Genomic DNA, 11,737 nt, shown 5'->3' with positions numbered 1-11,737 from the left:
CTGAATCACGCTTATAGCGCCACCTCGCTCTCTCTGCAGCTGGGTCAACGCCGGGTGATCGATGATGTCTCGGTGCAGCTGCACACGGGAGAAGTGACGGCGCTGATTGGCCCGAACGGCGCCGGGAAATCGACGCTGCTCCGGCTGCTAACCGGTTTCCTGGTCCCGGATGACGGCGAACGCCAGGTGGAAGGCCGTCCGCTGGAAAGCTGGTCGCCCGGAGCGCTCTCCCGCCGCCGGGCGGTGATGCTACAGCGCACACAGCTGCAGGCCGACTGGCCCGTTGAAACGGTGATCGCCATGGGGCGCTCGCCGTGGGGCAAAAACCCGGACCAGCAGATGATCCAGCAGGTGATGGTGGAAACCGGCTGCGACCATCTGGCAGGCAGAAGCTACCCGTCGCTTTCCGGTGGCGAGCAGCAGCGGGTGCAGCTCGCCCGCAGTCTCGCCCAGCTGTGGCATGAAAACGCCCCTCAGGGCTGGCTGTTTCTTGATGAGCCGACTTCAGCGCTGGATCTGTACTATCAACAGCACCTGCTGCGCCTGCTCAAACGAATGACCCGCAGCGGCCTGCTGCACGTCTGCGTGGTGCTGCACGATCTCAATCTCGCCGCGCTTTGGGCGGACCGAATTCTGCTGCTGCATCAGGGCAAACTGGTGGCTCAGGGCACGCCGCATGAGGTCATCCGTCAGTCGGTTATCGGCCGCTGGTACGGCGCCGACGTGCGCCTGGGCGAGCACCCGGACATCGCCATTCCGCAGGTCTATCTGGCGCCGTAAACGTCGAACGCCATCGCCTTGCTGACGGAGGCAAAACCGGCCCATCCGCTAAACTCCGCTTCGGCGGAGTTTTCTTTATTTAGCGCAGGGTCATTCGGCAAACTTAAGCAGCGCCTCACCATCCAGACGATAGCGTACCCACTCAGATTGCGGCAACGCGCCGATGCTCAGGTAAAAATCGATGGCGGGCTGGTTCCAGTCCAGCACGCTCCATTCAAGGCGGCCGCACTGGCGTTGTACCGCACATTGCGCGATATGCTTCAGCATCGCCCTGCCCGCCCCTTGGCCGCGATACTCAGGGGAAATATACAAATCTTCCATATAGATACCATTCCGTCCAAGCCAGGTGGAATAGCTGGTAAAGAAGACGGCATAGCCTACCGATGTACCATCAATTTCGCAGATGAGCGCTTCGGTCTTGCTGTCTGCGCCAAACAGCGTGTCGCGGATCTCATCTGGCGTGGTAACGACCTGCTCCGGGGCTTTTTCATACACCGCCAGTTCATAGATCATATCGTAAATAGTGGTGACGTCTTCCGGGCGGGCCTGGCGAATCCTGATGCTCATAAGTTTTCCTGTCATTACGGTCTGGCGTGAACATTGATGGCGCTAAGCATAAGGGTTATTGTCAGGAGAATTAAGTGCAATGAAATCACGTAATGATGAATATTATGCATCCGGCGCTGCGGCGTATTGATTTGAATCTCCTGCCTGTTTTTGATGCGATCTATCGTCATCGTTCGGTTCGCCTGGCGGCGGATGAGCTGGCGATGAGCACCTCGGCGTTGAGCCACGCGTTATCGCGACTACGGCTCTCCCTCAATGATCCTTTGTTTTATCGCGAAGGCCACCGGATGTGCCCCAGCGTGTATGCTATTCAGCTCGCGCCGACCCTGGCCGCGGCGCTGAAACTGCTGAACCAGGAGCTGACGCCCCAGCCGAAATTTGAAGCAGCCAGCAGTACCGAGTGCTTACATATTGCGATTACCGATTTTACCGCATTCTGCATTTTCCCGGCCCTAATGCATAAGCTGCAGCATGCCGCGCCGGGCCTGCGCTTTGAGCTCCACTATCTGCCGCACAGCCCGGCATTAACCGAATTGCTGGCGGGCGAAGTGGATCTGGCGCTTGGATTCAGTACGGCAGAAGATATCCGGCATCCGGAGCTGGATGAGCTCAGCTGGTTCGAAGATGAGTACGTCGTCATCAGCAATACCCGACGGACAGCGCTGACGCTGGAGAATTATCTCGCCGCCCGGCATCTGGTGGTGACGCCCTGGAATGAGAAGCTGGGGGTGCTGGATTTACAGCTGGAACAGATGGGATATACCCGCCAGACCACCATCAAAACACCATCGATGCTTAGCGCACCGTTTATCGTGGCGGAAAGCGACCTGCTGATGGCGATCCCCCGTTTTGCCGCGACGAAACTGCTTCCGGCAGCGGATATCAAGATCTTTCCGCTACCGTTTGAGATACCAAGGTTTGAAGTGAAGATTTATTCACATAAGCGCAGCGGCAAGCGCGATGTGACCCACTGGCTGAAGGAGATTCTGCAGGCACTGGCGCACGAGTCTCTGGCTCATCGGTAGAACGTTACTGCATTGCGAGAGCATTGTGAGGGCACTGTACAACGCATTCGCCACACCCATCACAGCGTTCGTTGTCAGCCGACACCAGCCCTGACTCATCAATAAAGCAGGCCAGTCGCGGGCATACATCCGCGCACTGTTTACACTGTCTGACAGGATTCGCACAGGCAGAATGACTGAATACCGGGCGCAGTCCGGTATCAAAACGAGACTGTACGCGTAGCGCATGGCTCGAACATGCGGCGATACACAAACTGCAGCCATCACAACTGGCAAACTCAATCATCAGTTGCGGGTAACCGTCTTCATGCCTGGACAGGACGCCCATTGGGCAGACATCAATACACTGGCCACATTGGGTGCACTGGGCAACGAACTCCGCGTCAGGAGCCGCGCCTGGCGGCAGCGAATGCCCCAGCCGGATAGGCCGTACTTCTGGCGTGGTGTGTTTTGCCGCGCTGACAAACGCCCGAAACAGCCCGCGTCGACTGACGTGTCGGTGAGTCATCAACTCCTGATAATATTTCTCAGACTTGTTCATCCAAAATAAAGCCGTTTTGCCGCAGGTTTCAACGCCCGTTGCTGCTGCACATCCTGTAAATAATGCGTGGTCACGACGGCAAGACGGGCATAGAACGGACTCACCGCGTTGCACTGTAGCTTGTCGAGATAGCGGTATCCCCAGGGTAGCAAATGAGCCTCTAACAACTGATTCACCGCCGCATCTTTTCCGGCATCCAGTAACGCGCTGCAGGCTAACAACATCAGCCCAAACTGATCTTCCGGTTCATTCTGACGCGAGTTAAAAGCCATTCCCTGAGACTGCAGAAACGTCCGGTACTCAGCTGTGGTGTCGCCCATCAGCAGGTTATCGCGTTCCAGCCAGACAGATCCCCAGGGTGGCACTGGCATCTCGCCCTGCCCTTCAAACAGCACAGAGAATTGCCATGCCAGTTCGTCATCATCGTGCAACGGCCAGTCCGCACACCACACCGCAATCTGCTCTGGATCGTGCCAAGGATACAGATCTGACAGCGTGGGCAGACAATCGACAAGTGCTTTCACCTCCGGTCGTCCCGGAGAGTAGTAGAACAGTGCACCGAGGATCCTCGGTAATAAAATATCGGGGGACATCCCTGACTTCTCCTGAAAACAGAGCGGCGACAGCCGCTCATAGATTACATCGGCAACGTCCACAGGTTGTAGAATGCGATCCTACCCACCAGCTCCGCAGCAATAACCACCAGCGACGTGGCCGCCAGAACGGCCATATTAGTTTTGAGTCGTGCCCAGGCCACCACCCCGACAATGCCGGCAGCCAGCAGCACTGCCTGAGCAGTGAACCAACTGGATTGCGCCGCGGTCAGCACTCCATCAGCATCCATAAGCGTCAAAACATAGCCTGGACGCAGGCAGAAACTCACCAGAATCGCCAGCACGCTCACCAGCAACCCCAGACGCAGCCCGAACAGGCCAGCCAGAATGCCGCCGCCAATCAGCGGGGTCAGTACCATCATCACCGTCGTATACGAGGTGCGCCAGGTGACCACCGTCGGCAGCTGGTAGATTTGCGGGATGGCGAAAATAAAGACCACGCCCACCACCGCTGCCAGCCACACCAACGCTTTACACAGCGTGGTCGCGCCACGGTTCAGCAGCAGACCGAGAGAACCCAGCCCGCCGAGCGTGGCAAACACTGCCGACAGCACAATTTCGTTGCTCATCGGCGAATGGCCCACTCGCAGCAACATGTTCAATGCGCGTAAAGGCTGGCCTACATGGAAAATCCCCAGCAACACGCCAGCGCCAAACAGACACATCGCCGAGAAAAGGCCAACAGCCATACGCCGCCTGTCAATCTGTCCCAGAGTGCCGCCAATCAGCAATAGAATAAACGCGCCAACTGCGCTCTGAGTAAAGACGGTAAAAAAGACCAAAGGTAACTCATGCATGACGCACCTCACTCATGTTCATGATGGCCCCTTCTTTATCTCCCGTTGGGCGAGCCTTCGGATGGGGTTTAATAATAAGGTTAGGATGAGTAAACGACGCGGTGGGCAGCGGTGCGATTTCGTTCTCGCTGCCGTACTTCGCGCGCAGTTCATCGATTGGGCCAAAATCCAGTGCGCGCTGCGGGCAGGAATCCACACAGATGGGGCGCAGATTTTGCTCCAGCCGGTCGAGACAGCCGTCGCATTTGCGCATGACTTTAGCCTTAGCATCAAACTGCGGCGCGCCATACGGGCAGCGCATTTCACAATAGCGGCAACCGACACAGACGCTGTCATCGACCAGTACCAGACCGTCTTCTTCACGCTTGTGCATCGCGCCGGTCGGGCAGCCTGATACGCAGACTGGCTCATCACAGTGGTTACAAGCGATAGAGAGGTAGTAGGTAAAGGTGTCGTTGTGCCAGCTTTCCCCCTCTTTCACCCAGCTTCCGCCGCCGTACTCATAGACCCGGCGGAATTTCGGACCGACGTCCAGATCTTTATTATCCTTACAGCTGACCTGGCAGGTTTTACAGCCTGAGCAGCGCGAGGAGTCAACATAAAAGCCATACTGTTTCATTGCGGACACTCCTTAAGCGCGTTTGATTTCAACCAGGTTGGTATGCTGCGGGTTCCCTTTCGCCAACGGCGACGGCAGGTGGCTGGTCAGGGTGTTCATACACCCGCCCACGTCCACACCGTTGCTGTCCAGCCGGGTCCACGCCCCCTGTGGCATCGCCGCCACACCCGGGAGAATGCGCGGTGTCACCTTGCAAGGAATCGCCACCACACCGCGATCGTTGAAGACATGCACCAGATCGCCGGATTTCAACTGACGCGCGCTGGCGTCTATCGGGTTGATCCAGACCTCATCCGGTACCGCTTCATGCAGCATCAGCACGTTGGTATAGGTTGAGTGGGTATGGCCTTTGGTGTGAAAACCGCTTAACTGCAGCGGATACTTCGCGGTCAGCGCTTTATTCAGATGCGACTCTGTCACCGCGCAGAACTCCGGTACCGCCGGGATGCGGTCGCCTTCCGGCAGCGTCCACGCTTTCGCGAGATCGGCCAGCGCCTGCGAGTAGATCTCAATCTTGCCGGACGGCGTGGTCAGCGGATTGGCCACGGCGTCGGCACGGAAATCAGCAAACGCCAGGCTCTGTTTGTCTGTCGCGATACGTTGGTCGATGACCCCCATCTCTTTCGCCACCGGCCATTCCGGCAGGTACGGACGTTTTTCGCGGATCTGCTGATAATGCATTTCTGCCCACTGCGCCTGTGTCCGCCCTTCGGTGTACTGCTCACGCAGCCCCAGATGGCCGGCGATATCGGCACAGATATCGTAGGTGCTACGTACTTCCCACATCGGGGTGACCGTTTTCTGTAGGGCAATCATGTAGTTGTGAGAGCCTGTGGCATAGGAACTGTCCACCAGATCTTCCGCTTCGAGATAGCTGGTTTCCGGCAGCAGGAGATCGGCGTACTTCGCGCTCGGCGTCATGTGGTTTTCAATGACGATAATGGTTTCGCATAAACTTTCATCCGCGAGAATTTTGCGCGTGCGGTTGGTCTCACCGTGCTGGTTCAGCAGCGTGTTACCGGCCTGGTTGAAGAACAGCTTGATGCCGGTTTTCAGTTTATCCGCCCCCTTCACGCCCATCGTGGTGGCCGTCATCATTTCCGGGCGTTGAATCGCATCCGTCCAGAGGTAGCACGGAATAGAGGTCTTGATCGGGTTGGTCAAAATCGGTAACAGCGGCACGCCGTATCGGGTGCCATATGGCCAGTTACCGTTGTTGGTTCCCGGCAGGCCAAAGTGGCCCGTCAGTGCGGGTAACGTCTGAATGGCGCGCACGGTTTGCTCGCCGTTGGCGTGACGCTGCGGTCCCCAACCCTGACAAATGTAACAGGCACGAGCCGAAGCAATTTCGCGCGCCAGTTGGCGAATGCGCGTCGCCGGAATACCGGTGATCTCAGCCGCCCACTCCGGCGTTTTAGCGATGCCGTCATCACCTTTACCGGTCACGTAGTCTTTATAGCTGGCATTCGGCGCAGCACCTTCGGGCAGCGTGCTGCTGTCATAGCCCACGCAGTACTTATTTACCTCTGTTTCATTGATCAACTGTTCGGTAATCAACGTGTGCGCGATACTGGCCACCAGCGCGGCATCGGTCGTCGGGCGAATCGGCAGCCACTCGGCATGCTCGGTAACCACCGAGTCGGTATAACGCGGATCGATAATAATCACCCGCGCCTTCGAGGCTTCCAGCGCACGACGTAACTCTTCCACCTGTCCACCGCCAGACATGCGCGTTTCAGACAAATTCAGACCAAACAGCACCACTAGATCGGAATGAGCAATTTGCGTAAAGTGGCTCCCGATATACGCGCCGTGGGTATAGGGCGTTGCGGTGGCAATTTGCGCCGTGGAATAGGTGTTATGATAATTTAAATAGCCGCCGGTAAGATTTAGCAGACGTTTCCAGGCAGGCGAACCCTGGGTATGATAATAAGCGCCCGACTGATAGTTATAATAAATTGCCTCACGGCCATACTTTTCCGTCACGCGTTTTAATTCTTCAGCGACAAATGCTGTCGCTTCGTCCCAGGAAATACGTTTAAATTTCCCTTCGCCCCGTTTACCCACGCGTTTCATCGGATATTTAATCCGATCGGGGCTGTAAACACGCCAGCGACTGGAACGGCCGCGCAAACAAGGACGAATCTGGTGTTCGCCAAATACCGCATCGTCTTTGGCATCTTCCGGTTCAATACGCACAATACGGTCATCTTTAACGATCACTTTCAGCGGGCAACGGCCGCCGCAGTTTACTAAGCAGGCACTATGTCTTATGGTCTCAGCCCCATCCTTTCCCGAAGCCGAGGCCGTATCAGCCGCATTGAGAGTAAACGGTAGGGTCAGTGTGCTTGATGCCGCAACCGCAGCACTCATCCTGGTCGTGTTCACAATAACCTGTCTGCGGGACAGGCCATGTTGCAATAGTTTATTGATTATTGTTTTCATTTAATTTTATTCATCCTGAATTCGCTTCCGGTCAAATAATATTACATTTGAACATAAGGAAATTATTGATAGTAATCAATTAACATGCGACCACATTGATACACTTCACAAGCCATGTACGTAAATGATAAATGGTAAATATATTCCATCGTTATTCATCATCGACAGGCGGTTAAATCAGATATGCGTTCCCTGTTATCTGTACGAGTTTAATAGCGAATCACTAACAAATAGAGCGATAAGTTTTTACCAGCGTCAATCTCTGTAAGTATCGTTGTGAACAATAACCTTACATTTCCCTGTTGCTGTTCGGCTATATCGGAGTGGGAAAACTGACAGTAGAGTGCCTGACTGAACGCTCGTGGAAAACAAAACGGCTTCTTCCATCACTGGATAATTGGTTGCGTGAAATGGTGGACACTTTGTTATGAGACTCAGATCGGGCAAAGACGCTCACCTACACACGGAACCAATGGCAAGCGCTGGCGTGACTGCCGGGCAAAGGCGGATAGCGATAGTGCAACCATCACACGACTATTACATGCAAGGATGGAATCCCGGTGTTGTAGAATTTTCCCCCGTACCAATAATCCGTTTCTGACGTCGACATCAATAAACTCACCTGTTTGATTGGTGTCAAACCAACTAGTACAATGTTCGGCGTGATTGCTCGTTTCATTCCATTAAGGTGGTCAAATGCTTGACTTAAAGCTAAGAGAAATTAATAACAGCCTGTCCACCAAAGAGCGCCTTGTCGCCGACTATATTCTGGCGAATAAATCTTTGTTGAAAAGCATGAGCATTCAGTCCCTGGCAAAGGCTAACGATGTCAGCACGACAACCATATTGCGACTCTGTCACAAACTCGGTTATCAGGGGTTTAGCGATCTTAAAATTGACCTGATAACCTCTTCAGGTAACAACAATCACGACAAGATTTTGCAGGAAGACATTAATCTCGATGAATCTATCGAGAGCGTAAACCATAAAATTCAGCTGATCGAAAAATCATCTATTGATGAGACTCACGCTATCGTCAACGTCGAGCAACTCGACCAGGCGATTAAGCTCATCAGAAAAAGCAATAAGATTGTTATTTACGGTGCCGGCAGCAGCGGGCTGGTGGGTAAAGAGCTGGAGTATCAGCTCATCAAAATTAAAAAGGACGTCAGCTGTCACTCGGATTACAGCATCCAGTACAGCATCGTCAATACGCTGGATGAGCATGACCTGGTGATTATTCTCTCCCACTCCGGCGAAAATCTGGAAGGTGTTAAGCTGCTTACCATGGCGAAGGAGTTGGGCGTTCCGTCGATTGCCATCACCAAAATGGGTCAAAGCCGCATCTCAACGCTCGCCACCATCCTTTTGCATACCATCACCAGCGAAAGCGTATCGCGCCTGATCCCTATCCGTTCAAAAATGTCTCAGCTCTCGGTTATCAATATGCTGGTGACAAACCTCTTTATTCAGCAATATGACGAACGCTTGTTGAAACAAACTCAGAACCGCGCTCAGCGCTTCTACAACCAGAATCATAAATCCTGACGGATAACGCGCTGTCGTACCCTTTCTCCACCAGCCGTATTGCAATCGCAACGCGGCGATGAATACCTCAAGAGTGATCACCCTCGCAGAATAGATAAATGGGCTTTTAGCCTGTGTATTCCCACGCCTCAAAGTAATATAGTTACTATAAATAACCAAACATTTAGTAACAATGTAACCAAAGAGGATCGGGAGAAAACATGCAAACTGAGATTCCTGTCATTCTGATCAGCCACGGTCCCTTTGCCCAGGGCGCGCTTTCCTGTGCGGAAATGCTGATTGGTGAACAACACAACGTTGCCGTCGTATCACTGACCCCTGAGGCTAATATCAACGACGTCCGCGCCACTTTGCTGGAAACCTACCAGGCGATAAACCAGGGAAACGGCGTAGTAATTCTTGTCGATATGATGGGCGGTTCACCCTGCAACTTAGCCAGTGAGCTTTATCTGACATACGACGATATTCTGCTGTTCTGCGGATTCAATATCCCGACGCTGCTGGAAGTACTCAGCAACCGTGATTTATCGTTAAAAGAGATTGGCGCAATAATCGAAGAGGTTTTCCCTGGTAGCTGTTTTAACGTCGGGGAAACGTTACAAGCAGAATACACACAATCAACCGATCTGTAGGGGAAATCATTATGCCCATTAATCTTGCAAGAATTGACGACCGCCTTATTCATGGACAGGTTATTACCACTTGGGTAAAAAATCACGATATCGAACAAGTGCTGATCATCAACGATAAAGTTGCTGGCGATAAAATCCAGCAATCGGTTTTAACCATGTCCGCCCCACCGGAATTAAAGGTGCAGGTATTCGGCGTGCAGAAATTTATTGAAATTCTGCAAAAGACGGAAATTAAAAGACGCACCATGCTGCTGTTCACCAACAGTATTGACGTAAATACATTAGTAGAAAATGGGGTAAAAATCGACAAGCTCAACGTCGGCGGAATGCGAATGCAGGAAGGCAGAAAAAGCCTTTCCCGTGCCGTTGCGGTGACGCCAGAAGAAGAACAAGCATTTAAATCGATTATTGCCAGAAATATTCCAGTGGAAATACAGATGGTACCTAAAGATCCGGTAGTTGATCTGCAGACGTTAATTTAGCACCAATGGGAACGACGACATTAAATTTACAGGGATAACTCTATGTTAATTGAAGCTATTTTAGTCGCCATCTGGGCAGGTATCTGCTCACTGGACGATGTCGGGCCGCAGATGCTGCGACGCCCGCTATTAACGGGAACCGTTGCCGGCATCATTATGGGCGACATGGTTCAAGGGCTGGCGATTAGCGCTACGCTGGAACTGATGTGGATGGGCATCGGCAACGTCGGTGCGTACTCCGCACCTGATATTATTGCCGGATCAATCATCGGCGTCGCCCTGGGCATCTCCTCCAATGGCGGTATTGCCGCGGGCATCGCCCTCGCCGTCCCGGTATCCATACTCTGCCAGCAGCTCCTGATTATCTGGCGTTCTTTCGCCAGCTTCCTGAACGTCTGGGCGGAGAAATCTATCCACGATGGCGACTATCGTCGATTACTCAAAATCCACTATTTCTCCACCCCGCTGTGGTTCTTAATTCGCGCTGTCCCCTGTTTCCTGGCGGTCTATTTCGGTGGTGACCTGGTTGGTCGGATTCTGGCAGCCATCCCGGACAGCATCCTCACGGGCATGGGCGTCGCCGCCAAAATGATCCCGGCAATAGGCGTTTGTATCCTGCTGTTGATGCTGCTAAAAGGCCGGATGTGGTTCTTCTTTCTGCTCGGCTTCATGCTGACTACCTACCTAAAGCTGCCGATCATTCCAATCACCTTTATCGCTCTCGCCTTCGCTGTGCTTTATGACATGGCCTATAGCAACGGGAATAACGCCACGAATTCACCAGCGGAAAAAGAGAAACAGCCCGATACCGAGCCTGAAGAAGGATATGACTTATGAGCGACATCGCCTCTTATCGTGTAGTTGAGACCTCAACCCAAAATAAAAAACTGACAAAACAGGACCTTAACCGCATTTTCTGGAATATCCAGTCAATGTCATTCTCCTATAACTATGAAAAATTGCAGACCATTGGCTTTGCCCACTGCATGATTCCGGTTCTGGAGCGGCTCTATGCTGATGCCGACCAGGCCACGCGTATTAAAGCTATGAAGCGCCATCTGGAGTTTTACAACTCGCAGGTGAACACCGGCGCGCTTATTCTGGGCGTCACCGCAGCCCTGGAAGAGAAAACCACGGAAGAGGAAAAAGAGGCCGTCGTCTCAGTAAAAGCCGGGCTCATGGGACCGTTTGCTGGTCTCGGCGACAGTTTGTTAAAATTTACCTGGCTGCCAATCTGCGGCAGTATTGGTGCGGCATTTGCTCTGCAGGGTAATATCATCGGCCCTATTCTGATGTTTATTCTATTTAATGTCGTCAACGTCGGTTCAAAGTATTTCTTTATCCATTATGGTTATAATAAAGGTGTTAATTTAATCGAGCAGTCTAAAAACTCAAATATCATTCAGCGCATCTCCAATATCGCCAACGTGGTTGGCGTGATGGTCCTGGGGTCGCTCATTGCCACCACCGTAAAAATATCAACACCGCTGGTTATCGCCGTGGGTGAACAGTCAATAAAAGTGCAGGAGATGTTCGACAAGGTTATTCCAAACCTGCTCACGCTGCTGTTCGCACTTGGTATTTTCTTCCTCGTCAAAAGATTTAAAGGCAAGCATACCGTAGCGCTTATCGTTTGCATGATGTGTGTTGGGGTTATTTGTTCGACGCTGGGAATTTTAAATTAAGG

At 52.9% G+C, this 11,737-nt stretch carries 13 protein-coding genes; 7 read left to right on the top strand and 6 right to left on the bottom strand.

Annotation, left to right across the window (positions count from 1 at the left end):
• The gene (locus ACMYSN_RS20275; protein ID WP_462498301.1) at window positions 1–780 is read left to right on the top strand and encodes a heme ABC transporter ATP-binding protein; all 780 of its coding nucleotides are present in this window, start codon (window positions 1–3) and stop codon (window positions 778–780) included.
• Between the two features lie 90 nt (window positions 781–870).
• On the opposite strand, the gene ACMYSN_RS20270 is transcribed toward ACMYSN_RS20275, so the two are convergent.
• Window positions 871–1,347: a GNAT family N-acetyltransferase gene (locus ACMYSN_RS20270; RefSeq protein ID WP_462495957.1), complete on the bottom strand. Its 477-nt coding sequence runs from the start codon at window positions 1,345–1,347 to the stop codon at window positions 871–873.
• A 92-nt stretch (window positions 1,348–1,439) separates the two neighbouring features.
• Between ACMYSN_RS20270 and ACMYSN_RS20265 the strand changes: the two genes are divergently transcribed.
• Window positions 1,440–2,372 carry a LysR family transcriptional regulator gene (locus tag ACMYSN_RS20265; protein WP_462495956.1) on the top strand — a complete coding sequence of 311 codons (933 nt, stop codon included), beginning with the start codon at window positions 1,440–1,442 and terminating at the stop codon, window positions 2,370–2,372.
• Between the two features lie 4 nt (window positions 2,373–2,376).
• Here the strand turns inward: ACMYSN_RS20265 and ACMYSN_RS20260 are convergent, their stop codons facing one another.
• The 5 genes from ACMYSN_RS20260 to ACMYSN_RS20240 are packed head-to-tail and all read right to left on the bottom strand — an operon-like array spanning window position 2,377 to window position 7,388.
• Window positions 2,377–2,880, bottom strand: a complete 504-nt coding sequence (locus tag ACMYSN_RS20260; RefSeq protein ID WP_462495955.1) for a 4Fe-4S dicluster domain-containing protein — start codon at window positions 2,878–2,880, stop codon at window positions 2,377–2,379.
• 29 nt (window positions 2,881–2,909) lie between these two features.
• On the bottom strand, window positions 2,910–3,506 hold the full coding sequence (locus tag ACMYSN_RS20255) for a molecular chaperone TorD family protein (RefSeq protein ID WP_462495954.1): 597 nt from the start codon (window positions 3,504–3,506) through the stop codon (window positions 2,910–2,912).
• Window positions 3,507–3,550: 44 nt separating this feature from the next.
• Window positions 3,551–4,324 carry a dimethyl sulfoxide reductase anchor subunit family protein gene (locus ACMYSN_RS20250; protein ID WP_462495953.1) on the bottom strand — a complete coding sequence of 258 codons (774 nt, stop codon included), beginning with the start codon at window positions 4,322–4,324 and terminating at the stop codon, window positions 3,551–3,553.
• Entirely contained in the window at window positions 4,317–4,943 is a 627-nt protein-coding gene (locus ACMYSN_RS20245) for a DmsB/YnfG family anaerobic dimethyl sulfoxide reductase iron-sulfur subunit (RefSeq protein WP_462495952.1), read from the bottom strand. The genes ACMYSN_RS20250 and ACMYSN_RS20245 overlap by 8 nt, the downstream gene beginning before the upstream one ends.
• Before the next feature lie 12 nt (window positions 4,944–4,955).
• On the bottom strand, window positions 4,956–7,388 hold the full coding sequence (locus ACMYSN_RS20240; RefSeq protein ID WP_462495951.1) for a DmsA/YnfE/YnfF family dimethyl sulfoxide reductase: 2,433 nt from the start codon (window positions 7,386–7,388) through the stop codon (window positions 4,956–4,958).
• 696 nt (window positions 7,389–8,084) lie between these two features.
• Between ACMYSN_RS20240 and ACMYSN_RS20235 the strand changes: the two genes are divergently transcribed.
• The 5 genes from ACMYSN_RS20235 to ACMYSN_RS20215 all read left to right on the top strand — a co-directional run bounded on the left by ACMYSN_RS20235 (window position 8,085) and on the right by ACMYSN_RS20215 (window position 11,735).
• Window positions 8,085–8,936: a MurR/RpiR family transcriptional regulator gene (locus ACMYSN_RS20235; protein WP_462495950.1), complete on the top strand. Its 852-nt coding sequence runs from the start codon at window positions 8,085–8,087 to the stop codon at window positions 8,934–8,936.
• Between the two features lie 200 nt (window positions 8,937–9,136).
• A complete protein-coding gene (locus ACMYSN_RS20230) occupies window positions 9,137–9,568 on the top strand; it encodes a PTS sugar transporter subunit IIA (RefSeq protein WP_462495949.1) in 432 nt (143 codons plus the stop codon).
• An 11-nt stretch (window positions 9,569–9,579) separates the two neighbouring features.
• Window positions 9,580–10,050 (top strand): PTS system mannose/fructose/N-acetylgalactosamine-transporter subunit IIB, encoded by a 471-nt coding sequence (locus ACMYSN_RS20225; RefSeq protein WP_462495948.1) that lies wholly within the window; start codon window positions 9,580–9,582, stop codon window positions 10,048–10,050.
• A 42-nt stretch (window positions 10,051–10,092) separates the two neighbouring features.
• A complete protein-coding gene (locus ACMYSN_RS20220; protein ID WP_462495947.1) occupies window positions 10,093–10,887 on the top strand; it encodes a PTS mannose/fructose/sorbose/N-acetylgalactosamine transporter subunit IIC in 795 nt (264 codons plus the stop codon).
• The gene (locus ACMYSN_RS20215; protein WP_462495946.1) at window positions 10,884–11,735 is read left to right on the top strand and encodes a PTS system mannose/fructose/sorbose family transporter subunit IID; all 852 of its coding nucleotides are present in this window, start codon (window positions 10,884–10,886) and stop codon (window positions 11,733–11,735) included. Before ACMYSN_RS20220 ends, ACMYSN_RS20215 begins: the two co-directional genes overlap by 4 nt.
• The last annotated feature ends 2 nt before the right edge of the window (window positions 11,736–11,737 follow it).

It is taken from the genome of Klebsiella sp. R445, from assembly GCF_051131755.1.
GTDB classification, from domain to species: Bacteria; Pseudomonadota; Gammaproteobacteria; order Enterobacterales; family Enterobacteriaceae; genus Klebsiella; species Klebsiella lignicola.
Note: the sequence above shows the minus strand (reverse complement) of the source record. Positions and strands in the feature narration are given on the sequence as shown.